General features: G+C 56.7%; 18 protein-coding genes. 15 read left to right on the top strand and 3 right to left on the bottom strand.

All coding sequences use genetic code 11. The annotated features are described in order from the left end of the window. Window positions 1-5: 5 nt before the first annotated feature. Window positions 6-278, bottom strand: a complete 273-nt coding sequence (locus AABO57_22955; GenBank protein ID MEK6288587.1) for a hypothetical protein — start codon at window positions 276-278, stop codon at window positions 6-8. A gap of 624 nt (window positions 279-902) precedes the next feature. On the opposite strand from AABO57_22955, the gene AABO57_22950 reads away from it, so the two are divergent. From AABO57_22950 to AABO57_22905, 10 genes are all read left to right on the top strand, one after another. Continuing rightward, window positions 903-2,867 carry a protein kinase gene (locus AABO57_22950; protein ID MEK6288586.1) on the top strand — a complete coding sequence of 655 codons (1,965 nt, stop codon included), beginning with the start codon at window positions 903-905 and terminating at the stop codon, window positions 2,865-2,867. Window positions 2,868-3,021: 154 nt separating this feature from the next. Next, window positions 3,022-3,510: a DUF6677 family protein gene (locus tag AABO57_22945; protein ID MEK6288585.1), complete on the top strand. Its 489-nt coding sequence runs from the start codon at window positions 3,022-3,024 to the stop codon at window positions 3,508-3,510. Then, window positions 3,510-3,683, top strand: a complete 174-nt coding sequence (locus tag AABO57_22940; GenBank protein ID MEK6288584.1) for a hypothetical protein — start codon at window positions 3,510-3,512, stop codon at window positions 3,681-3,683. Before AABO57_22945 ends, AABO57_22940 begins: the two co-directional genes overlap by 1 nt. 435 nt (window positions 3,684-4,118) lie before the next feature. After that, a complete protein-coding gene (locus tag AABO57_22935; GenBank protein ID MEK6288583.1) occupies window positions 4,119-5,864 on the top strand; it encodes an FHA domain-containing protein in 1,746 nt (581 codons plus the stop codon). A 73-nt stretch (window positions 5,865-5,937) separates the two neighbouring features. After that, window positions 5,938-7,320, top strand: coding sequence for a protein kinase (locus AABO57_22930; GenBank protein MEK6288582.1), 1,383 nt, complete (start codon window positions 5,938-5,940; stop codon window positions 7,318-7,320). A gap of 158 nt (window positions 7,321-7,478) precedes the next feature. After that, window positions 7,479-8,360 carry a Stp1/IreP family PP2C-type Ser/Thr phosphatase gene (locus AABO57_22925; GenBank protein MEK6288581.1) on the top strand — a complete coding sequence of 294 codons (882 nt, stop codon included), beginning with the start codon at window positions 7,479-7,481 and terminating at the stop codon, window positions 8,358-8,360. Further along, window positions 8,357-9,808 (top strand): protein kinase, encoded by a 1,452-nt coding sequence (locus AABO57_22920; GenBank protein MEK6288580.1) that lies wholly within the window; start codon window positions 8,357-8,359, stop codon window positions 9,806-9,808. Before AABO57_22925 ends, AABO57_22920 begins: the two co-directional genes overlap by 4 nt. Window positions 9,809-9,857: 49 nt before the next feature. After that, window positions 9,858-10,985 (top strand): hypothetical protein, encoded by a 1,128-nt coding sequence (locus tag AABO57_22915; protein ID MEK6288579.1) that lies wholly within the window; start codon window positions 9,858-9,860, stop codon window positions 10,983-10,985. A gap of 65 nt (window positions 10,986-11,050) precedes the next feature. Continuing rightward, window positions 11,051-12,610, top strand: a complete 1,560-nt coding sequence (locus tag AABO57_22910) for a serine/threonine-protein kinase (GenBank protein ID MEK6288578.1) — start codon at window positions 11,051-11,053, stop codon at window positions 12,608-12,610. Window positions 12,611-12,715: 105 nt separating this feature from the next. Beyond that, the gene (locus AABO57_22905; protein MEK6288577.1) at window positions 12,716-14,365 is read left to right on the top strand and encodes a serine/threonine-protein kinase; all 1,650 of its coding nucleotides are present in this window, start codon (window positions 12,716-12,718) and stop codon (window positions 14,363-14,365) included. Window positions 14,366-14,419: 54 nt separating this feature from the next. Here the strand turns inward: AABO57_22905 and AABO57_22900 are convergent, their stop codons facing one another. Beyond that, window positions 14,420-15,814, bottom strand: a complete 1,395-nt coding sequence (locus AABO57_22900; GenBank protein MEK6288576.1) for an MBL fold metallo-hydrolase — start codon at window positions 15,812-15,814, stop codon at window positions 14,420-14,422. Window positions 15,815-16,005: 191 nt separating this feature from the next. On the opposite strand from AABO57_22900, the gene AABO57_22895 reads away from it, so the two are divergent. The 3 genes from AABO57_22895 (at window position 16,006) to AABO57_22885 (ending at window position 19,626) form a co-directional block, all read left to right on the top strand. After that, window positions 16,006-16,617: a TetR/AcrR family transcriptional regulator gene (locus AABO57_22895; protein MEK6288575.1), complete on the top strand. Its 612-nt coding sequence runs from the start codon at window positions 16,006-16,008 to the stop codon at window positions 16,615-16,617. Window positions 16,618-16,894: 277 nt separating this feature from the next. After that, window positions 16,895-17,251 (top strand): hypothetical protein, encoded by a 357-nt coding sequence (locus AABO57_22890; protein MEK6288574.1) that lies wholly within the window; start codon window positions 16,895-16,897, stop codon window positions 17,249-17,251. Between the two features lie 521 nt (window positions 17,252-17,772). Then, window positions 17,773-19,626, top strand: a complete 1,854-nt coding sequence (locus AABO57_22885) for a TolC family protein (protein MEK6288573.1) — start codon at window positions 17,773-17,775, stop codon at window positions 19,624-19,626. Window positions 19,627-19,758: 132 nt separating this feature from the next. Here the strand turns inward: AABO57_22885 and AABO57_22880 are convergent, their stop codons facing one another. Beyond that, window positions 19,759-20,076 (bottom strand): hypothetical protein, encoded by a 318-nt coding sequence (locus AABO57_22880; protein MEK6288572.1) that lies wholly within the window; start codon window positions 20,074-20,076, stop codon window positions 19,759-19,761. A gap of 381 nt (window positions 20,077-20,457) precedes the next feature. Here AABO57_22880 and AABO57_22875 point away from each other — a divergent pair, with 381 nt between their 5' ends. Together AABO57_22875 and AABO57_22870 are read left to right on the top strand one after the other, a co-directional pair. Further along, the gene (locus AABO57_22875; GenBank protein ID MEK6288571.1) at window positions 20,458-21,915 is read left to right on the top strand and encodes a DUF1800 domain-containing protein; all 1,458 of its coding nucleotides are present in this window, start codon (window positions 20,458-20,460) and stop codon (window positions 21,913-21,915) included. An 11-nt stretch (window positions 21,916-21,926) separates the two neighbouring features. Beyond that, window positions 21,927-23,222: a DUF1501 domain-containing protein gene (locus AABO57_22870; GenBank protein ID MEK6288570.1), complete on the top strand. Its 1,296-nt coding sequence runs from the start codon at window positions 21,927-21,929 to the stop codon at window positions 23,220-23,222. The last annotated feature ends 46 nt before the right edge of the window (window positions 23,223-23,268 follow it).

Raw genomic sequence — 23,268 nt, 5'->3', positions numbered from 1 at the left:
TCCAGCTACATCAATTTCCGGGACGATGCGAATGTAGAAGCGCGGGTGTCTGCCCTGCGTCTCACACGGTCCCACTCGGTTACGACGCGCGCCCGTCGATTCTCGAGCGCATCCGCCAGAAGGTTCATCAGTTCGTCATCGAACAGATCCGGCTTGCTAGCCTGCTCGCGCAAAGACTCCATAATACTTATGTAGTCGAGGACTTCAGCGATCTCGGGTTCCGAAAGACTTTCGGCCTTGTGTTTTAGAAGCTGGCGCTTTGTGATCCGTTCTCCCATCGTGCACCTCCTTGGAGCTACGCGGGAGATCGGCCACGAATCACCCCGCGGGAGGACTGGCGCTGATTGTTCGTGAGACGCCGCCCACGAGTCTTCTCATATTCCTCGCTTGGTCCTGCCTTTGTTGCTTTGCGATGCGGTCATCATAGCCCAAGCAATTTGCCAAATCAAGCGATCCAGTTTCGTACAACCTGCCTATTGACAAACTTGTCGTCTGTAACTACTCTCCCGGTGGTTCGGCTTTGCCGAAATGGTTATTCCTCAGTGATTCGGAACCGGGCGTCGCTTTCAAGCGAGGGTTGAACAGTCTCTCGACGTACGAGTCAAGAACCATTTGAACCTCAGAGGCTAGCGCATCTCGGGCTTCTGGGCTGCAGCGCTCCGGCCTTTCTGGTCGTGAGAAAAGAATAAGTCCAGGCGACTGGTCAAACTGCCTTCCTGGGATATCCGGTTCACTCTTCGGCAGTCGAACTCCAAAAGGAGAGACCGGCGCCATCCTTACGACGGCACCTTCATGCACGTTGTGCGGCCCACCCGCCGGTACGATATGCGCGGCGATTATTTATTACCGGATGATTTGACTGCTGTTGAGTCTTCAATCTCGACGGCTATGCGAGGAGGACTGTGAATCAGAACGAACCAGTCACGAACTCTAGCGCAACCAGAACCGATGGCGTGAAAGCGGGCGGTTTGATCGGCGTCACGATTGACGACAAATACCGCATTGAGTCAAAGCTGGGAGAGGGCGGCATGGGTGCGGTCTACCGCGCTACTCGCCTGATGATCGGCGATGAGGTGGCAATCAAAGTACTGCATTCAGAGCAACTGACTGATCCACAGGTCATCGAGCGATTCCGCCGCGAGGCCCAAGCCGCCGCTCGACTAAAGCATCCGAACGTAGTAACCATCCACGATTTCGGCGTTTCTAGTAAGAATCTGGTTTATCTTGTGATGGAACTGGTCGAAGGCGACAGTCTCCGCTCTTTGATCAAACAGCGAGGTCCCCTACCACCTTCAACTACAGGCGAGATCATATCTCAAGTATGCGCGGCGTTAGAAGAAGCCCACCGGCGCAACATCGTTCATCGCGATCTTAAGCCCGATAACATTATCGTCACCACCTCGCCGACCGGATTGCGAGTCAAAGTGCTCGACTTCGGCATTGCCAAGTTGCGCGATCTGTCGCTCACAGCAGATAACCTGACTCAGACAGGCACTGTATTGGGGACGCCGCGCTATATGTCCCCTGAGCAATGCATGGGTGAGGAGCTTGATGGCCGTTCTGACATTTACAGCCTCGGCATTGTACTTTACGAAATGCTTTCAGGGAGTGTGCCATTCAATTCGCCCAGCCTGACCGGGCTCTTAATGCAACATGTCAATCAAACTCCACCATCGTTGCGCGCGGTTAATGCCCGCATCTCAGCAGCCATTGAACGAGCAGTGATGCGGGCGCTCGAAAAGCAGCGCGAGGCGAGGCCGCAAACCGCTGATGCGCTGGCGAAAGAGTTGAGAGATGCCATAGACGATGCGGTTAGTGCAAAGTTCTCTGGGATTCGGCAAGTTCCTCCCGATGCAGTGCCAACAATCGCAACATCAAGCGGAGCAAACGCAGGGCTCGCTCCCACAGTGCCAGCGACGATACCAAGCGGTATTTCATCCCAGTCGGCTCCCGTAACGACTCCAGGTAAGGCAAGTAGCCGTTCGGTTCCGCTACTCATTGGTGGTGTCCTGATTCTCTTGTCTGCACTGGGAGTAGTTACGTGGCTGCTCTTTGCGCGAGGCGATACGGTCCAGAGACAGGATAAGGTGACGGTAGATTCACCTGGCAACGATTCCAAGGGAAAAGGGGATGCTGATTCCTCTCTTGCATTGCGAGGCGAGGATACGGTTCTAAAGGGCGATGCGCTATCTGAAAGCGATCTTTCAGGACTGTCGCTCACGGAAATCAGCCGTCTTCGCAACACTATCTTCGCGCGCCACGGTCGTATTTTCGAGACATCGGAGCTGCAGAACTATTTCGCCAGCCGTCCCTGGTACAGACCCAAAAGCAACTATAAGGATGCGCATCTCACCCCTAAGGATCGCGAGAACATCAGAATGATTCTGGCGGCGGAGAATCGAATGGGCAGTCCTGATTCATCAAAGGACGCTGAGTCTTCGGTCACAATCACAGCAACCGCGTCATCTGCGCGGAACCCCTTTCGGGGCATCGACTACGGGGCTGAAAAGGCGCTGGATGGTAGTATGATGACGGCTTGGGTTGAAGGGATAAAGGGCCCAGGCATCGGCGAATGGATTCGCTTTGATTTTGGTCGAGAAGTGAAACTCCGCCGAATCTTCATTGCTCCAGGGTACTTTAAGTCTCCACAGATTTGGCTGAAGAACAATCGGCTGGCTGTCGCCGTTTTTTCTTTCTCTGATGGCAATTCGCGGGAATTCCGGTTCCCTGATCAAATGGAAGAACAAAAGATCGAAGTAGGAGAGGTAAGAACTAGTTGGGTTAGAATCGAAATCAAACAGATTTATCTTGCTCAGAGCGATTCGGAGGATACTGCCATATCTCAAATAACATTTGAGTGGGAGTGACGATGAGTAAAGGAGGGCAGATCAATTATTGTTGGCCAGTCCTTCTACTTTGGCGCACTCGATGAACAGAGCTTACCCAGCTATACCAATTGGTTGACACCCTCTCGGACCGCCACCTAGAATTGACTGCTTAGATCGAGGTAAGGAGCGCGCATTGCAACCGAGAGACACGCTGACCGAAAACATCCCGCCACATTTCACCGACCGCAGCATCCCATTCGATGAGCCCAGACGCTTTCCCCTCGCGCGGCGCACCGTGGCCGTTCTGGCGGCGTGGCTTGTGCCCGGCGCCGGGCATTTGGTTCTTGGTAGACGCGGACGCGGGGTACTTTTCTTCGTCACGATAGTGGGGGCGTTCATTCTGGGGTTGAGCTTGAACGGTCATCTCTATTGGCCGACCGTCGCAGATCCTCCTTCGCTTTTTCATTACGACTTGATCACGGTGCTGTGGTTCTTCGCCGAGATCGGATCGGGGCTATGCTATGTTGCGTCGTATGCGCTAGGCTTGGGGATGGCGGCTATTCCGCAAGCGGCCGCGTCTCCGACTTTTGAGTACGGCAACACGTTCATGTTTTTGGCGGGACTGCTCAACTACCTTGTGATCCACGACGCGTTCGATATCGCGGCAGGGAGGAAGCGCTGATGCACTTCTTGATGATGTCGACTTATGCGGCAATGGCTGCGGTCGTGCTCGCGGCTGTGGACCCGAAGTCCGACACAACCCGTCAGCGAGTCCTGCACGGGTTGAAGATATTCGGCTCTTTTCTCGGAATCGGCCTGTTGCTTTCATGGATTCTATTTCCCATCCCGTGGTGAAGTCTCCATCTCTCACGTCGACGTTCATTCACTGGCGCTTGTGTGAAGATCGCGTTTATCATCATCTTGTTCCCTTGCTTTTGAGATTTAGGTAGGCATAGAATTCGCCTGAACTTGGCAGCATCCTTTGAGAGGGTTTCCAGAAATTATTTCTAACAGCAGGGTCCCCTTGAGCCTTTGAATTGGTTCTCGCGATGTTCAGTGAGCCGGCAAAGATGCTTTATGCCAAGGTCGCAACATCGACCGGTCTGACCAGACATGCCGGCTGCACGTTGGAGCGGTGTTGCGAGAAGCCTGCCGCCGGACATGACTAATCCGGGCAAATCCGGCGGAATCACTAGTTCAGCGTTGGGAGGCAAGTTTTCTCACAATCGACGGTGTCCGCTTCCTTGAAATGCGGCCCTGAATCTCAGTTTCGGAAAAGGAGACTACTATATGGAGCGCATCGTTCTTAGACATCTGAGTGGCTCAAAGGCCAACCAGGTCGAGGAGTTCCCCCTGGCCCATTTCAGAGAACTCATATTCGGACGCGATCCTTCAGCGTCGGTCAGATACGATCCCAATCGGGACGATTTGGTAGGGCGTCAACATGCCAAAATCGTACAGGATCCGGCTGATCCAAATCAGTTCATAGTCACCGATCTTAATAGCCGCAACGGCACGTTCGTCAACAGGCAGAGAATCGTGGGAACAGTCAGGATCTCGCCTGGCGACACGGTACAATTCGGTGCGGGAGGACCGGAGTTTCAGTTTGATCTCGAACCGCGACCGCAGCAGGACATGCGTCCGACCCGAATGCCTGGCGAAGGAACCACGGCGAGTTATGGCTCGAGTCCGGTCACCACGCCTCCAACTCGGATGGGTACGGGATCTTCACCGATGCAGCCAATGGGGTCGATGCCGATGGGCCCGGGACCGACGATGCCGGCTTCGGGCACGGTCGGCAAAGCTACCGTCGAGCGGATGATCGCGCAGACCAAGACAGACAATCGCAAGATTCTGTTCATCGGCGGAGCCGCGTTTATGATCGTCGTCGTCCTGGTTGCGGGCTTTTTGCTTTACAACCAGATCTCTTCGAATAAGCAACAGGCAACCGATACCCAAAACGCTCTAAGCGCGGCCGCGGCCAACGCTCCGATGACTCCGGCCGATATTGCCAAGGCCTACACGGGTTCCGTTGTCTATATCGAAGCCGGCTGGAAGCTGATCTACACTTCAAACGGCGGCCAAGTTTTTCACAAATATTATCCGAATCAATGGAAAGACCAGCAAGGCAACATTCACTCAATCGTGAGTGACGGTCGTTCCCAGGTGGCTGCTTATGTAGTGGTTGGCCAGAACGTCGAGCCGCTGCTGTCGCTCGACAACCGGGCAGGCCCGCCCATCGGTGGCGAACTCAGCGGCACGGGGTTCGCGGTGACCGGGGACGGGTTCATACTGACGAACCGTCACGTCGGGGCGACCTGGCGGACCAGCTACCGCTTCACGGCTTCCTCGACGCCTGGCATAGTAATCAGCGGCGGAGGAATTTCGCTTAAGCCCGATGGAACTCCCCTACTGGTGGCCGCGCCCGGTGACTGGGTTCCTTCAGAAACAAAACAGGCAGGTCAAACGCTTCAGGGTGGATTCGACGGCAGGAACGATTATCTCAACGTTACATTTCCGAAAAACGAGTTACGGATTCCTGGCAAGCTCGCCCGCACTTCAGATCGCCATGACGTCGCGATGCTGAAGATCGATGTTCCCGACTCTGTTCCCAAACTCGAGCTCAACGACAACTACGACACCATCAAGCCGGGCGACGCGTCGATAGTCCTGGGTTATCCCGGCGTATCGCCGGCGGTCTACGGAGTCATCAGGTCCCAGGATGTTTTCAACCGGGAAGCCCAACTAAAGATCATTCCCGATCCAACGATAAGCGTTGGAAACATCGGTCGGGTCATACGCGGCGGGGATCCCAATAACACCAAGGGGGATGTGATCTATAGCGGATTTGGCGACGCCTATCAGTTGACCATAAACTCGACCGGCGCGGGCAATAGTGGAGGGCCGGTCTTTGATGATCGCGGCCGGGTGACCGGGATCTTCTTTGCCGGCGGCAGCGCCGGGGGAGCGTCGGTCACTTATGCGGTTCCAATTCGATACGGCAAGGAACTGATGAGCGTAAGCGCGCCGAGGTAAGCGGCGTTAGACAAACTGGAGCGCGATTGTTAATTCGGAGTGCCCGAGCTTGGGCGCTCCGCCTTGAAATGAGATGGGCAGGACGACCCTAATAAATTCAACCATCGGCGAGTATCGTCTGGTACAAAAACTGGGCGAAGGCGGCATGGGTGAAGTGTATCAGGGCGTCCATTCGAAGATAGGACGAGTTGTCGCGGTCAAGATATTGAGCCAGGCCGCCGCCGGCCCTGAATTCGTCGAGCGATTTCTGAATGAGGCTCGCATACAGGCGGGGCTTCAACACAATAACATCGCCACGCTGTACGACTTTCTGGAATACGACGGCCAGCCCTGCATCATAATGGAGTACATAGAAGGGCAGACGTTGACCGATTGCATCAGATCGTGGGGCTGCCTTCCGCTGGCTGAAGCAATCCGCTACTTTCAGTCGATAGTCGAGGCCATAGATTATGTTCACAGCAAGGGCATCGTCCATCGGGACATCAAGTCCACCAACGTCAAGATCACACCCAACGGGCAGGTGAAGCTTCTTGATTTTGGCATAGCCAAGTCCGGCGCAAGCCCGGCGCTAACCGTCACAGGCAGCTTCATTGGGACGCTTCAATATTTATCGCCTGAGCAGCTAACGGGCGGAACTTCAGACTCGCGGTCTGACATCTGGGCGCTTGGCGTGTTGCTGTATGAAATGGCCACGAGCCACCTGCCGTTTGAGGCGACTACTATCGGCGAGCTCTGCCAGAAAATAACCACTGGAAACTATGTGCCTCCTTCCCAGATAAGTGGGAGTATGCCTCGCGAGGTCCAACACATCATCTCCCGATGTCTGAGGACGAATCCCGGGGACCGATATCAATCGGCGCGCGAGCTTCTCCAGGATGTGAACCGCGCGGCAGCGGCAGTTTCATCACAATCTACTCGACAGACCACGTCGCCTGCTGCGACGGCGCCGTCACCGTATCAACAAGCGACCTATCCACCAGCGGCTTATCAGCCGGGCTATCAGCCGGCTGCCTATCAGTCCGGATCGTCTTACCCGAACCAGCCGAGCGGCGGAGCGGTTGCCGCAAAACCCAAATCCATGGTCCCAATGCTGGCCGGCCTTGCCGTAGTCGTCTTACTGGTGGTCGTCGCTGGACTCTACTTCTTGTTTAGCGGCGGGCCGGAAATCGCGTCTCCCAACAAGCCTCCACAGCAATCCAACAGTCAACCCTCGGCGGGACCGAAACAGCCGACCGTTCAGGTGCGGCAGGAAACGTTCACAGTGGATGCGGCTGAAGGCCGGGCCGAGGTTTTCAAGAACGGTGAGCGAGTGGGAACGACGCCTTACCAGTTCCAGGCAAACCCTGGAGAGCACATTGATTTGGTGCTTAAACGCGAGGGCTACCAGGACAAACCCGTGCGTCTGTCTACGAGCGACAAGAAGATGTATACGTTCATGCTGGAAAAGAAGTATTGATCTGTCGCGACGATCTCATCGCGCGTTCGTCTGAGGATGTTTTGGAGGCAAGGCATCTCTCGCTCCCGTGAGCTGCAAGCTCAGACCGGCAGACCAATTCGAACTAAAAGCGATTCTATTGTATTGATTGCGAGCAGTACTTGGGAGCCATCATTCTTATGTTCAAAAAGAACAAGAAGTCGAAGAATAAAGACGAAAAGGTCAAAGCGACCGTTGCTCTGGTTCATCCCGGAAAGTTCGACGTCGTTGCAAGCATGTTGAGCGACGTTGGCTGCGTGCGCGAATTGAATGAAGACTCCGGCACGTACATTCAACCTGACGATCCGGAGTTGCAAGCAAGCAAGGGGCTGCTCATCCTGGTGGCAGACGGAATGGGAGGGCATTCGGCCGGCGAAGTAGCAAGCGGCCTCGCGGTGGAGGTCATAACGCGCGTCTACTACGAAGACTCGGGTGATCCGCTATCGGCATTGAAGAAAGCTTTCCGCGAAGCAAACCGCGAGATTCACAAGGCAGCCGAGAAGGATGAGAGCAGGGCTGGAATGGGCACGACCTGCACGGCGCTCGTGCTGCAAAACGGAACGGCGATCTCTGCTCACGTTGGCGACAGCCGGCTCTACCTGGTGCGCGAGGGAGCGATTTACTTGATGACCGAGGACCATTCGGCTGTCATGGAAATGGTCAAAGCTGGGTTGATAACGACCGAGCAGGCGCGGCATCATCCCGAAAAAAACGTCATTCTTCGCGCGATGGGTAGTCACCCGGAGGTGGAAGTTACGACTTGGCAGGAGCCTTTTCCGGTGAGGACAGGCGATCGTTTTCTCTTATGCTCGGATGGTCTATACGACCTGGTTGAGGACGAGGAGATCAGACGCGAGGTCGAGGCGGCGGAGCCGCGCTCTGCTTGCCAGAGCCTGATCGCGCTCGCAAAAGAACGCGGGGGGCACGATAATATCAGTGTTGGAATTGTGAGCCTTTTACCGGAGGGCGAATCGCAAACTAAACCCGTGCCGCAGACTCGAGAGGTGGAGGCCCGATTATGATCGGCAATCTTGTTGGCAGCTACAAAATCACCGATAAGATCGGCGAAGGCGGAATGGGCGCGGTCTTTCGCGGCATCGACGTAATGCTCGAACGCGAAGTCGCGGTCAAGATGCTTAGACCCGAGCTTTCGCAGCAACCCAACATAGTCGAGCGATTCCGTTCGGAAGCCGTGACCCTGGCGAAGCTCAACCATCCAAACATCGCCACGCTATACAGCTTCGTTCGCCAGGGCGATGACTTCTTCATGGTGATGGAGTTCGTGCGCGGCGAGACGCTCGACGGCTTGATAAGAAGATCGGGCGCGATGGCTTGCGATACAGCGATCGCGTTGTTGTGCCAGGCGCTGGAAGGTATCGATCACGCGCACAAGATGGGAATCATTCACCGCGACGTCAAGCCTGCGAACATGATGATGGCCGAGGGCGGCACGCTCAAGGTGATGGACTTCGGCATAGCTCGCGTGTTGGGCACCGCCCGAATGACCAAGCAAGGCAACATCGTCGGCACCATTGAATACATGTCACCGGAGCAGGTCCGCGGGCAGGAGACCGATGCTCGATCCGATATCTATTCGCTCGGGATTCTTCTCTACGAGATGCTGACTGGCCGGGTGCCGTTTTCGTCCGACAGCGAATTCGACTTGATGAAGATGCAGATCGACGACGCGCCTCAGCCGCCCCGAGTGTTTGCGGCTCACATTCCGCCGGCCGTTGAGCAAGCGACAATGCGGGCGCTGGCGAAGAGACCGGAAGCCCGGTTTCAAACTGCCGCCGATTTTCGTGACGCTCTTTTGAGCGCTCGCGGCGCAGCGGCCGCCCCCTCGATCAACGTTGCGCCCTCGAGTTCACAGGCCACGCAACTTATCGGATCACCGGTCGCTCCGCCGGCGGGTCCTGGCTCGGCGCCCAAAGAGACCAGGCTCGGCACCGATGCTTCAGCCGGATTCCAATCCGATCAGATGAAAGCAACGCGGCTGGGCGGGGAAGGGAATCCGCCATTCGCCTATGGCGGTGTGGCAAATGCTATGTATCAGCCGGCGGCTCCGATGGCTGCGCCCGCGGCGAAGTCCAGCGCAAAGCTTTTCATCGGAATCGGGGTCGCAACCGTGCTCGTCGCTATCATTGGAGTATCAGTCGCTCTTCTCACTTTTGGAAAAAAGCCTAACCCGACCCCTGCGGCTCCAGTGACGCAGCCTGCTCAGTCGGCGACTCCATCGCCTCCTCCTCCGCCCGGAGCGGGTCAACCTTCGATACCCATGCAACCACCGCCTCAGCTTGACCCGAAACCAACCACCGGTGGGTTGTCGGGCGCGGCTTTTACTCCAGTTGAGAATTCGAATGCGGGGAAGGCGGCGAAAACCGCTCGAAGAGAGCCCGACGCCGAAGCCGCTGCTCGCAAAGAGAAGGCGCGCAAGGCTGCCGAGGCCAGAAGGCTTCTTAACCAGTGAGGTGGTCCGGAAGACGCGATGAGGTCTAACTGCAATTACGGAGATACCGATGACGACGCAATCTAAGAATCTGGCTTGCTTCCCGGCTGACCGGCTGATCGTCGCCGTTGCAGCCTCGATGCTATTCGCGCTTATGATGACGGGTGCTGCATCGATGCAGGCCAAGCAGCCTTACGATAAGGACAAGTTGTTAAGAGTCGTGCAACTGAATGCTCTGCCCACCACCGAAGTCGTCCAAGCAATTCAGCAGCGCGGAGTTGATTTTCAACTTACATCAGGGGTTGAGTCAGAGTTTCGCGGGGCGGGCGCGCGTCCCGAGGTAGTCGATGCTATCCGCTCCAACTATCGCGCGGCCAGCCCTCCGCCCAGAACCAGCTCGCCCGGCAACAGCCCACCGGCGACGCCAAGGCCGCCGGCGAATGTGCCCGCGGGCCCGCCGCTGGCAAAGAACGAGATCGTCACGCTGTTGCAAAGCGGCGTTCCAACAACACGAGTCGAACAGTTCGTTGAGGCCCGCGGCGTGAGCTTCAGCATCACTCCTCAGATCGCGCGTGAGATCAAGGCGGCTGGCGGTGACAACGCATTGATCGGAGCAATAACCGGGAAGGCGAGCGAGACGGCTCCCACTTCGCCCGGCCCATCCGCTCCGGCGCGCCACAACGTTCCTGCCGGGCCGGACTACGACGATCTGACCGACAAAGCGCTCGCCGCGATGCAGGCGAACAACACAGCCTTGGCGGTCCGCTTGCTGCAGCAGGCAGTGAATCTTGATTCATCGAAACCGCAGGCTTATGGGCTTCTCGGCTTTGCTCAGCTCTATGGCAATCATGACAGCCTGGCGGCCGAGCGCTCGATGCGCGCGGCGATCGAACGCGGCGGCGGCGCGCCTTTTCGCGTCTATCACGATCACGATAAGTTCTTCAACACGTTTTGCCAGGGATCGTTGTTTGTCTCGAAGAGGAACGTCACATTCAGAGCGGATGACGGCAATCACACCTTCGAAGCGACTCGTAGTGACATCAAAGAGGCGAAGATCAACGGCTTCGTTGGGGCGCAGTACGGCGCGTATCATCTGAAAGTGGGAGCGGGCAAGGGAACCACCTACAACTTTGCGCCCGCTACCAGGCAAAAGTCGGAGGCTACCTTGACCATAGGCTTAATCGATAGCTATCAGTAGGACGCAGACTGGTTCCGCCGAAGGGCGCGACCTTGTGGAAGCTCGAACAAGACGAGGGTGGGAAGATGATAGGCAGTGTAGTCGGGAATTATAAAATCATCGACAAGATCGGCGAAGGCGGAATGGGCGCGGTGTTCAAAGGCGTCGACCTGATGCTCGAACGCGAGGTCGCCATAAAGATGCTGCGGCCGGAATTGGCGCGGCAACCCAGCGTAGTCGAGCGCTTCCGCACCGAAGCCGTAACGCTCGCGAAGCTGAATCATACCAACGTAGCCACGCTGCATAGCTTCTTTCGCCAGGGCGAAGATTTTTTCATGGTGATGGAATTCGTGCGCGGCGAGACGCTCGGCGACATGATAAAAGCACAGGGCGCGCTGCAAGCCGACCGCGCGGTCGAATTGTTCTGCATGGCGCTCGAGGGAATCGATCACGCGCACAAGATGGGAATAGTCCACCGCGATATCAAGCCGGCGAATATGATGCTGGACGAGACCGGCTCGATCAAGGTGATGGACTTCGGCATCGCGCGGGTGCTGGGCACGGATCGCATGACGAAAGCCGGCCACTTGATCGGCACGGTCGAGTACATGTCGCCCGAGCAAATTCGCGGGGAAGAGACCGACGCTCGCTCGGATATTTATTCACTCGGCATTCTGCTTTACGAGATGCTTACCGGGCGCGTGCCGTTCAACAGCACAAGCGAGTACGAGTTGATGCGCTGTCAGATCGAAGACCCGCCCACGCCGCCTAGAGTTCTTGCGCCCCACATACCGCTGGCGGTCGAGCAAGCCATCATGTGCGCGCTCGCGAAGAAGCCGGAAGCCAGGTATCAGAGCGCAAGCGAGTTTCGCACGATGCTGATACAGAAGACGACCGGCTCGGTCACAAAAGTGGATACGTCGCCGGCAAGCTACGTAACGCGCGTAAGCGAACTGCTCGTCAGCGCCCCGTCTTCCGGACAAGTAATAAAAGAAACCAGGCTGGCGAGCGACCCGGGCGTGCCTGTCGCTTTGGGCGGCCAGCTCAAAGAGACGCGCCTTTCGCCGACGGTCAGCCTGCCGACTGGGTACCAGGAGACATCGCCGCAGTATTTCGCGGCTCAGCCGCAAGCGGGCGGCTCGCTCGCTTCGCTGCTCGGCAAGCTTAATTGGAAGCATTACGCCGCAGCGGCGCTTGTGCTCGTCGCGCTCATGGGCTTGCCACTCGCGCTGATCGGTGGCGGAGACAAGTCCTCAACGACCCAGCCTCCTGCTGCCGGTCAACCGCCGCCAACTGCCCCGGCAACCGCGCCTACGCAAAGTGTCGTGCCGGATCCCAATCAGCCAATTGTTCAGCCCGGGGCTACATCCGTCCCCGTGCAGGCGGATGATCAAGGAGGCGCGACCAAGTCCACGCGCTCGCGTAGCGCCGGCAGCCAGACAGGTACGCAGGGTCAATCTCGTACTCCTGCCCAAACCAGATCGTCCGCTGGAACAAAGGGTGATGGGACGACGACTGCAACGCGCAACGAAAGGGATAACGCAAATAAGAGCAAAGTGGCTAAGGTCGGCGAGAAAGCTCAGGCGGTCGGCGGAGCCATCAAAAAAAGAATTGGCGGTATTTTCGGTAAGAAAAAGAATCCGTAGCTGTTCATAACTCTGGAAGAAGCCAGAGAATTCAGGCAGGCTCTCTGTAGGTTTGTAGCAATCCGGGTTCGGCGAGTTAGAAGCTCATACCATGAGGTTTGAAAAATGATAGGCAGTGTTGTTGGCAATTATAAGATCATCGACAAAATCGGGGAAGGCGGAATGGGCGCGGTGTTCAAAGGCGTCGACCTGATGCTCGAACGCGAGGTCGCCATAAAGATGCTGCGGCCGGAGTTGGCGCGACAGCCGAACGTGGTCGAACGGTTCCGCACCGAAGCTGTGACCCTGGCGAAGCTGAATCATCCCAACGTAGCCACGCTACATAGCTTCTTCCGCCAGGGCGAAGACTTTTTCATGGTGATGGAATTCGTGCGTGGCAGAACGCTCGACGACGTAATAAGGGCGCAAGGCGCGATGCAGTGCGACCACGCGGTCGAATTGTTTTGCATGGCGCTCGAGGGAATCGACCACGCGCACAAGATGGGAATAATCCACCGCGATATCAAGCCGGCGAACATGATGCTGACCGAGACCGGCTCGATCAAGGTAATGGACTTCGGCATCGCGCGGGTGCTGGGCACGAATCGCATGACGAAAGCCGGAAACTTGATCGGCACGGTCGAGTACATGTCGCCGGAGCAAGTTCGCGGGGAAGAGACGGACGCTCGCTCGGATATCTATTCGCTCGGCATTCTGCTTTACGAGATGCTTACGGGGCGCGTGCCGTTCAACAGCACAAGCGAGTATGAGTTGATGCGCTGTCAGATCGAGGACGCGCCCACTCCCCCCCGAGCCTTTGCGTTTCACATTCCGCTGGCGGTCGAGCAAGGCATCATGCGAGCGCTCGCGAAGAAGCGGGAGGCGAGGTACCAGAGCGCAGGCGAGTTTCGCGCGACGTTGATACAGAGGACCGCGACCGGCGCGGTCACGAGACGCCTCGATGACCCGTCGGTGCGAACTGGCGGTCATGCCGCGCCGGTGACACAACCGAACCAGACAATGAGAATGACTCCGCCATCTGGCGAGGTTGTAAAAGCGACCCGGCTTGGAGGCGATCAAGGACTCACGCCGCCATCGACTGGCCAAATCAAAGAGACACGCCTCGGGCAACCGGGTCCCGCGGTGGCAGGCTACTCGCAGGGCGCGCAGGCGCATTACGCGCCACCACAGGCGGTTGCGCAGGGGGCTCCCGCGCAAGCTTCTCTCTTGAGCAAGCTTAATTGGAAGCACTACGCGGGAGTCGGGACCGCACTCGTCGCCCTGGTAGCCTTAACGTTCGCGCTAGTCGGAGGCGGCGCCAACCCCCCCACGCCTCAACCCGCACCAGCCGCAGTTGAACCCGCGGCCTCGACGCCGACTCCACCTCCCGCGCCTCAGGCCGCGCCTTCGCCGAGCGCACAACCAACCGCAACAACGCCGATTACCGCACCGTTGCCTGCGCCGGGAACGACAGACAGCCAACCAGCCGCCGGCTCCGCGAGCGGGCGCCCTCGCGATACTCGAGCTCAGAAGAACGCCGCGGGAGTGCCTGCCGTCGCGACAGAAGCTCCGCCGGCACAGCCGCCGCCTCCGCCGGTTGCACAACCTGCGCCTAAACCGGAAAAGGTCGCGGTCTCACCTCCCGCTGAGAAGAAGCCGGAAGCCGATAAGAAGGAACCCGAGAAGAAGCCGGAAGAGAAAAAGAAAGGCATATTTGGAAAGCTTAAGGATAAGCTAACCGGAGGCGACAAGAAGAAGGACGAGAAGAAGCCTTAGCCGCTCGTGCCGTTGCCAAACTGTTTGACACCGGCGTACGCGATCGCGAGAACATCAAGTTAGCTCGACGATTCCCTTGTAGTTTGGGATTACCGCATCCCAGCCCAATTCCTTGACGATCCGATCGCGAAGCGCGCTTGCCGAGCCAGCCTCGCCGTGGACGACGAATGTCTTACGCGGGGGGCGCTTGAATCCGCCGAGCCATCTCATCACCTCTCCCGAATCGGCGTGAGCCGACAGGCTGCTGACGCTCTCAATCTGAGCGCGGACCGGCACCATCTGGCCGTGAATTTTTATCAGCTTCTCGCCGTCCTGCAATCGTCTGCCGCGCGTCCCCGCCGGCTGATAGCCCACGAAGACCACGGTGCTCGCGGGATCGGGCAGCCACTGCGCCAGATGATGAAGCACTCGCCCGCCGGTTGCCATCCCAGACGCTGAGATTATTATCGCCGAGCCCTTTTGATCTTTCAGAGCCTTCGATCCATTACGCCCTTGCACAAGGCTGAAGCTGCGCGTGGCGAGTGGATTTCTTTGAAGGTTCTCCACGCGTTGCATGTCGAGATCGTGATCTTCACGATGTTTTCTGTACAGGCGAGTGGCTTCCACGCCCATCGGGGAATCTACCGCTACCGGAAGCACGGGAATACGAGCTTCATCTTCAAGTTCGCGCAGGTAGTAGACAAGCAATTGAGTACGCCCGACGGCGAACGCGGGTATTATGATCTTCCCGCCGCGCGCGACGGTGGTGTTGATTATTTCGGCCAATCGATCCTTCGGATTTATGTGATCGTGCAGTCTGTCGCCATAGGTAGATTCGACCAGCAAATAATCTGCTTCAGTCTCGGGCGCGGGATCATTCAGTATCGGCTCGTCGTAGCGCCCTAGATCGCCTGAAAAAACCACCTTCACTGGAGCCCGGCCCGCTTCGGTAATATTAACTTCGATGAAGCTCGAACCGAGTATGTGCCCGGCGGGTACGAAGCGCGCAGCTATGAACTTGTTCAGCCGCACATCCTGTTCGTAGGAAACCCTTTGAATCAGTCTTAATCCTGCGTTCGCGTCCTGCTCGGTGTACAGCGGAAGCGCAGGACTGTGCCTAGAGAAGCCCTTGCGGTTTGCGTATTCGGCGTCTTCTTCTTGTAGCCGCGCGGAGTCCGGCAAAAGTAACTTCAGCAGATCAGCCGTTGCGGTCGTGGCATAAACCGGCCCGGTGAAGCCATCACGCACCAGCCGGGGCAAATATCCCGAATGGTCTATGTGCGCATGAGTTAGCAGCACCCAGGTAATAGATGCAGGACTGACCGGTAGACTCTCCCAGTTGCGCAGCCTCAGTTCTTTGGGCCCTTGAAAAAGACCGCAGTCGACCAAAGCCCGGCTACCGGCGGCGTCGATCAGAAACTTTGAACCGGTCACAGTTCCAGTCGCGCCGAGAAACTGAAGAGTCGCCATATTACGTTTCACACTAGCAAATGACGCGAAGGCGGAGCAAGGAGAGCTTGGTCGCGACTCCCTGTTGAGCAGAAACATTCGGCGAGAAACTTCCGGCAAGAAACACGGCAAGAAAACTTCTTGACACAAACCCGTTTCATAGTATGCTTAACACTGTTAAGTGAAGGGACGTTGTTAAAATCCTGACAGCTATGGGGACGAAGCAAAGAAGAGAGCGAGAGAAGGAGGCGTTGCGGCAGGACATCCTTGACGCCGCGCGCGAGTTGTTCGTGAAAGAGGGCTACGAGAACGTGTCGATGAGACGTGTCGCCGAAAAGATCGAATACTCGCCCACCACCATATACCTCTATTTTGAAGACAAGGCTTCGCTGCTCTACGCCATTTGCGAAGAAACCTTCGCCAAGCTGGCAAAGCGGATGGAGGCGATCACCAGGCAGAGCGATGAGCCGATCGAGGCGCTGCGGCGGGGGTGCCGGGCCTACGTGGATTTCGGGCTGAAATACCCCAATCATTACAAGCTGACGTTTATTAACCACCCGCAGCATCCTCGCGATGACAAGCGTCATCTGCGAGAAGAGTCGATGGGAATGAAGGCTTACGGAAACTTGCGAGCGGGAGTCGAAGCGTGCATTAAAGCAAAGAAGTTCCACGAGACCAATGTGGAGGCGGTCACTCAGATGATCTGGGCGGGCGGGCATGGAATCACTTCGCTATTGATCTCGATGCCGGACTTTCCGTGGGTAAAAAAGAGCGAGCTGATTGACTTGATGATTGATACTTTGATCGACGGCTCGCGGGCCTGAAATGTTTGTGGAACTTTGCTTAACGCTGTTAACGTACTAAGAGTCGTTAATGAAGCGAGAGTCGTAAAGGCGAGTTGTCGATTGCGCAGAGCTTTGTGGGCCGGTGAGTGAACCCGAGGGTTCGGTTCGGTGGGGTGCGATCCGGGTGCGGACGAGCTAGGGGTTGGGGTGAAGCGTTAGGCCGCCCGGTCTGCCGGCAGTCGCAGTTCTAACTGGCGGCCAGGAGTAGGGCGCCTGACTTGGCATTGTTAACGTCATACGAGGAAGGAGTCAGAAAATGAAGCGACTAATCAGTTCTTTGATCCTTGGGTTGGCGATGGCCACGGGGCTGACCGTTGCAGCGCCGGCTTTCGCTCAGGAAGTCAACCGCTCAATTACAATCACGCGAGACAGCAAACTTGGCGGCCAGGCGCTGGTGAAGGGCGATTACTCCATCAAGTTCGTCGAGGGGAAGGATGGTGAGCTGGTTCTTCTCAAGGGGAAGAAGGAAGTGCTGAGGGCCCCCTACAAAGTGACCAAGTTGGCTCAGCCCGCGGCTGACAATTCGGTGGCTTACACTGCCGCCGGCGATGGTTCATTTCAACTGAAGCGAATCGAGTTCAAGGGAAAGAACGAAGCAATCGTGCTCGAGTAAACAATCGAGCGTAATGCGAAGCTCTGAGCTGAAAACAGGCGCTTCGGTCTGACTCGATTCTGGCGAGCCGGCCAGCGACCTGGGTCGTATTCGATTTTGGGATAGGGCGATCCCACAGATGGGCATCAATGTCCGCTGTCGGATCGCCTCTCTTTTTTTCAACCTGAACCATTCATCGACTTAAGCCCTCAAAGTCCCATGGCACGGCATTTGGCTCATGAGATTTCCGCTGCGAGAAATCGAGAGACACTGATGGCGATGTTAACGATGAAGCTATTGGCAGCGTTTGTAATTCCGCGAGCGGCGTGTAAACTTTGAGTTCGTACTCTTGGCCGGCGCGGGACGCTTGAAGGAATTGTTGCCGAAGGCTTTAGCGTAGAGACTTTATTGAAACGGCAACTTCAGAGATGTCGTATCAAACATTTGACCAATCAGACTACGGCATCGCTATTCAATTTGCTGAGCCCGGCGACCAAGAGAACCGGGAGCAGGTGTCTGGACTTTGCTTTGAGAGGAAGGTTATGAGTTCACTACTAAGAAAACTTCAACAATCGAGCCACACGGCAGCAATCGCCTTGCTGGCAATCTCATTTGCGGCGTCGCCGCTTGCGGTGTTCGCTCAAGAGGGAGTAGTTGCGCGCCAGCAGCAGCCGAGTCAGCCTGCAACGCAGCAACAGAGTACACCCGCGCAAAACTCGATCACTCAACCGCTCGTGCTCTCTCCGGATGTCACCACCGCGCGAGTAGGCATCAAACCTGGAGAGGTACATTCGCTGGCGCTTCAAGATGCGATCGCGCAGGCGCTGCAGAACAACCTCGACATCGAGCAGTTTCGCCAGGGCGTGCAGATAGCGGAACGAAACCTCTATTCGCTTAAGGGCGTCTACGACATACTCTCGACCTCGGACATCAACTATCGCAGCACGACGCAGCCGATAGTATCAATATTTGGGGGCGGCGGCGACACTTCCTCGCTCACGCAGAAGTCACTCAACTATAACTTCACGACCAGCCAACTCGTGCAACGGGGGGGCGGCTTGTGGGAAGCTGACTTCAACAACAGCCGCACGGTCACCAGCTCGACGGCGTCGCTGCTCACGACTCAGTACACTCCACAGCTTACGCTTCAGTTTACGCAGCCGTTGATGCGGAACTTTGCGATCGACGCGAACCGCCGCTCGATTCAGATTGCCAAGAAATCGCTCGACCTGTCGGACAGTCAATTCCGACAGCGGGTGATAGAGGTTATCAGCTCGGTACAGCGCGCGTACTGGGACCTCGTTTACGCCATTCTCAATGAAAAGATCGCACGGGATTCAGTCGAACTTGCGCGCACCCAGCTCGAGAACAATCGGAAGATGGTGGATGCCGGCACGTTGGCTCCCATCGAGCTTCGTTCCACCGAGGCCCAGCTCGAATCGGCGAAAGGTAATGTGATCATCGCCCTGCAGGGTGTTACGACCGCCGAGAATACTCTTAAGGGGCTGCTCCTTAAGGACCCCAATGACAAGATGTGGTACGCAGAGATAAAGCCAACCGATGAGCCACTGTCGACACACTCCACATTCGATCTCGATGAAGCAACCCGGCTGGCGTTGAAGAATCGCCCGGAGCTCGATCAGATGAGGCTTCAGACAGAGCAGAAAAACATCGACATCGCGTACTACAAAGACCAGACAAAGCCCCAGATCGACTTCATCGGCAACTACGGCAGCATTGGATTGGCTGGAACTCCTTCGACCATAGTAAGCGGAGGAGGCGGAGGATTTGATTCGTTGACCCAGGGGATTCTCGACAACTTGAACGTTGCTCTGACAACGCTCAATCTCGGGACTTTCAACCCCACTGCCCCAACCTCGTCGGTGCTCGGCGAACGCGTGCTCCCGCGGTTCAAGGGCGGATATTTCCAGGCGTTGAGCAACCTCTTTGGTCAGGACTTCAAGGCTTACCAGGTCGGGATCCACTTCAGTTTCCCGTGGCGGAATCGCGCCGCAGAGGGCAATCTCGGACGCACGCTCGCGGAAGCCCGGCAACTCGATGCGCGCCAGCGGCAGCTTGTAGAGACTGTTCAGATCGACGTTCGCAACGCGTTGCAGGCAGTAGTTGCCTCGGAACAGCGTCTCGGAGCGGCGAAAGCGGGTGAACTGGCAGCGCAGGCGCAGTACAACGGAGAACAGGAGAGGTATCGAGCGGGACTTTCGACCAACTTTGTGGTGTTGCAACGGCTGACTGATCTGTCAGTTGCCCGAGGAACTACCGTGCGCGCCCTTACGGACTACAATAAAGCGCTTGCGGATCTTCAGAGGTACACGGGCATGACGCTTGTGAGCAACAACGTTCAAATCCCGACGCAGGCTTCCGCCGCGAAGAAATGAACTACTGACTTTAAGGAAATTGCGAAGCTAAAGGGGTGGCCTCGGTGCCACCCCTTTTGAATTGGAAGCGCGCCTGGCGCGAGTGTTAAGGCTGAAGACGCGACGGCCGATTATCGCCCGATTATCGCGCGATTATCGAGCCACTAGGCCGTTGATCTGATCGCGGTCCTGATCGGATAGCTCGATGAAGTCGACGCTGAAGCCGACTTGAAATTTGTGATCGCTCACGACGCCGGTCGTACATACCTGGTGGCCGTTGGGGAGTCGAAATCGCAGCGTGACGCTTGTTCCAGTAAGGGCGGGAACGAAGCTGTCGACGAAGACCGCATGCGGAGTGAGATTGCGAATCCTGCAATCACGGCCATTTCCATTCACCTCGCAACGGGCGCGTAGAAAGTTCTTAAGCTCGGTCCGGTCACCGGCGGGGGCACAAGCACCCACAGCACTCATAAGCTGGTTCTCCTTTCGCGATGCTCCAGGTCCTGCAGCATCACTCGAACTACGACTGCATAGAATACACCACCCGGCGTTTTCCATACAACAGAAAACCTGCAAGATGCCGGAGCTCTCGATCGAGGATTTCCATAACATAATGGCTTGAAGGAAAACGGTCGAATCCAATCGTATCCTCGCCTGGAACGCACCGGATTTGTGTTGATGAAACGCGTGCCTCAGTTACAATGTGAGCCTGCCGGCAACCGAACAAATTGTACGTGTTGCGGCTTAGCTCTTGTCATATAGAGCGAGCGTTTATGCGACTAATGGTTGTCGTCAGCAACGCAGAAGCAAGCTATGGTTGGCCTTCGCGCAGACTCGTAGGAGTGTAAGCCGATGGCGGGTATTACATACGATGCGGCCGCTCATCTCCTCAGACGAATGGGGTTCGGCGGGAGCCCTGCCGAAATCGATGACATCACCTCACGCGGCCGCGAAGGCGCTGTCGACCTCCTGATTAACTACGAGCAGATCGACAATCGCGCAATGGAGGATATGCTGCGGAGTAGTTTCGATTTTTCGGACCCGTTCGACTTTCCGAGGTTCAACCGAGGCGAGCTTCAGCGATGGTGGTTCACCCGGATGACGTATACCCGCCGCCCGTTCGAAGAGAAGATGACTCTCTTCTGGCACAACCACTTCGCTACATCAGCGTCAAAGACAGGCGATCTTTTTGTCTACAATCAAAACCTGACCCTCCGCAGTCACGCGCTGGACCAGTTCGAGAGCCTGCTCTTAAGAGTTGCACAGGATCCCGCGATGCTTCTGTGGCTCGACGGAATTACCAACGTGCGCGGCAAGCCGAACGAGAACTTCGCTCGCGAGCTTCAGGAGCTTTTCACGATGGGCATCACCGACGCGGTGACTGGCGAGCCGAACTACACCGAGCAAGATGTAAAAGAGATCGCGCGAGCCTTCACCGGATGGAAGTTCTTTCACCCGCGAAATGATCCCAACCCATTCAGCTACCAGTTCATCGTGAACCCTCCAGAGCACGACAACACCACCAAGACCATCTACGGTGGCACACAATGGGCGCGGACTGGGAACCTTGACGGTGCGGATGTGATCGGGGTGATTTGCGCGCGCCGCGCAACTGCGCGATACGTCGTCAAGAAGCTCTTCGATTTCTTTGTCTATCCGTTGGGCGAAGCTATTGACCGCGCGACGATTGAGAAGTTCGCAGATGTTTACATGAACCGCAACCATTCGATCAAAGAGCTTGTGAGTGCCATATTCACTTCGGATGAGTTCTTCAGCCAGCGTGCGCGGTTCGCTCTGGTGAAGTCACCTGTCGAGATCATAGTTGGCCCCATCCGCATGCTCGGCGCAAGGTACAATCCCGGGGCATCGGCGCGAGAAGCAGCCTCGAACAACATACTGCCTGCGGTCTCGATATTCCTGGGGCAAGAGTTGTTCAACCCGCCCGACGTGTCCGGGTGGAAGCTCAATCTCGGGTGGATCAACACGTCGACGCTGCTCAACCGATTCACCTACGCAGATCTGCTGGCAATCAACAGGACGCGCGATCTGAATGCGCCGGGATTGTGGTTGTCACAAGAGCAATTGAGGTCTTTAGCGAAGAAGAACTCGAAGAAGACTGTAAAGAAGCTACTGTCAATTTTAGGGCCGCTCGATGTCGGGAGTGAGATAGTGGCTGCGCTCCGAAACTATCTTGAAAGCGACGACGGCGGCAACTCGGCCGGCTTTGCGCCCGACGATCTTACCATCGATAAGAAGGTGCGCGGGTTGATCCATCTGATCATGTGCCTCTCCGAGTTCCAGCTCAACTAGAGGGAGAACCGATGCCGGTCACGAGAAGGCAGTTCATCAAGCGTGGCGCCGGGATGGTGACGGTGGGCATCGTCATCCCAAAATTCTGGCTGTCCGCCGCGCGAGGCGAACAGATCGACTTCACCCCAAGGCGTAAGCTCGTGGTGATACAACTCGCCGGCGGCAACGACGGCTTCAACACGGTTGTCCCTTACACCGATGCGCGGTACCACAGCCTGCGCCCGACACTGGCGTTCAGAGACGCGGAACTCAAGACCAACAACGGAACATCAACGATCATCTCAAATGAGTTTGGACTGCATCCCGCGATGGGCGAGATCAAGGCGCTCTATGATGAGGGCCGTGTCGCGATTGTGCTTGGCGTCGGTTATCCCAATCCCAATCTCTCACACTTCTTGTCTATGGATATTTGGCACACGGCCGACCCCAACGGTGTGGGGAGCAGGGGGTGGCTTGGGAAGTACGCGGACCTTGCGCTGATCGGCCAGCCGAGTCTTACGGCCGCCTCGATAGGAAGCCTCGACTTACCGAAGAGCTTCGGCGCTGAGAGATTCGTCGTTCCGAACATCATAAACTTCTCGCTTTACAACTTCATCGCGGATCCAAATTATCCAGGTGACTACAACAACCAGACAAACACGTTCAACTTCGCGGCCGGCAGAACGCTGTCAACCGGAAGCTTTATTGGAGCGATAAACAACACTGCTTTCGAATCCGTCAGAGGCGCGCAGCAGGTTCAGAAGTCGATAAGCAACTACAAATCGTCGATCGCGTATCCGGCCAACAACCCGCTGGCGGCCGGATTGCAGATGGTAGCTCAGTTGATGACCACGGTCCCCGAAGCATCGCTGCTATATGTTCAGATGGGCGGGTTTGATAGCCACTCTGATCAGATTGGCGATAGGCAAGCCGATCGCGGCAACAAGGGTGTTGGGGATCACGCGACTCTGCTTAAATGGTTCTCGGAGGCGATCAAGTTGTTTCATGACGATCTGACGGAGCACGGACTGGCGGATGACGTGCTGATGATGCAATGGTCGGAGTTCGGAAGGCGCCCGGATGAGAACGCTTCGTTCGGGACGGATCACGGCACCGCAGCGCCGATATTCGTGTTGGGCAATCCGGTTCGTAGCGGACTCTATGGCGCCCAGCCTTCGCTGGCCGCGACTGAACTAGACCCCGCCGGAAACGTGAAGTTCAACGTAGACTTCCGGGAGGTGTACGCGACTATTCTGGACAGATGGCTTGGCGCTGACTCAAAGGCGGTGCTCGGCGCCCAGTATCCCAACGTCGGTTTTCTCGGTTAATTGAGCCGCGGCGGATGTTGGCTTGATGAGCCCGGCGCTGAACCTC

This window comes from Acidobacteriota bacterium (assembly GCA_038040445.1).
Taxonomy (GTDB): Bacteria; Acidobacteriota; Blastocatellia; order UBA7656; family UBA7656; genus Onstottus_A; species Onstottus_A frigus.
This window is presented reverse-complemented; position numbering and strand designations above follow the sequence as displayed.

Excerpts from the sequence above, each read along its gene's own strand:
- AABO57_22875 (MEK6288571.1), top strand. The coding sequence starts at position 20,458 with ATGGCGGGTATTACATACGATGCGGCCGCTCATCTCCTCAGACGAATG.
- AABO57_22930 (MEK6288582.1), top strand. The coding sequence starts at position 5,938 with ATGGGCAGGACGACCCTAATAAATTCAACCATCGGCGAGTATCGTCTG.
- AABO57_22890 (MEK6288574.1), top strand. The coding sequence starts at position 16,895 with ATGAAGCGACTAATCAGTTCTTTGATCCTTGGGTTGGCGATGGCCACG.
- AABO57_22935 (MEK6288583.1), top strand. The coding sequence starts at position 4,119 with ATGGAGCGCATCGTTCTTAGACATCTGAGTGGCTCAAAGGCCAACCAG.
- AABO57_22870 (MEK6288570.1), top strand. The coding sequence starts at position 21,927 with ATGCCGGTCACGAGAAGGCAGTTCATCAAGCGTGGCGCCGGGATGGTG.
- AABO57_22920 (MEK6288580.1), top strand. The coding sequence starts at position 8,357 with ATGATCGGCAATCTTGTTGGCAGCTACAAAATCACCGATAAGATCGGC.
- AABO57_22940 (MEK6288584.1), top strand. The coding sequence starts at position 3,510 with ATGCACTTCTTGATGATGTCGACTTATGCGGCAATGGCTGCGGTCGTG.
- AABO57_22900 (MEK6288576.1), bottom strand. The coding sequence starts at position 15,814 with ATGGCGACTCTTCAGTTTCTCGGCGCGACTGGAACTGTGACCGGTTCA.
- AABO57_22915 (MEK6288579.1), top strand. The coding sequence starts at position 9,858 with ATGACGACGCAATCTAAGAATCTGGCTTGCTTCCCGGCTGACCGGCTG.
- AABO57_22885 (MEK6288573.1), top strand. The coding sequence starts at position 17,773 with ATGAGTTCACTACTAAGAAAACTTCAACAATCGAGCCACACGGCAGCA.
- AABO57_22880 (MEK6288572.1), bottom strand. The coding sequence starts at position 20,076 with ATGAGTGCTGTGGGTGCTTGTGCCCCCGCCGGTGACCGGACCGAGCTT.
- AABO57_22925 (MEK6288581.1), top strand. The coding sequence starts at position 7,479 with ATGTTCAAAAAGAACAAGAAGTCGAAGAATAAAGACGAAAAGGTCAAA.
- AABO57_22910 (MEK6288578.1), top strand. The coding sequence starts at position 11,051 with ATGATAGGCAGTGTAGTCGGGAATTATAAAATCATCGACAAGATCGGC.
- AABO57_22955 (MEK6288587.1), bottom strand. The coding sequence starts at position 278 with ATGGGAGAACGGATCACAAAGCGCCAGCTTCTAAAACACAAGGCCGAA.
- AABO57_22905 (MEK6288577.1), top strand. The coding sequence starts at position 12,716 with ATGATAGGCAGTGTTGTTGGCAATTATAAGATCATCGACAAAATCGGG.
- AABO57_22895 (MEK6288575.1), top strand. The coding sequence starts at position 16,006 with ATGGGGACGAAGCAAAGAAGAGAGCGAGAGAAGGAGGCGTTGCGGCAG.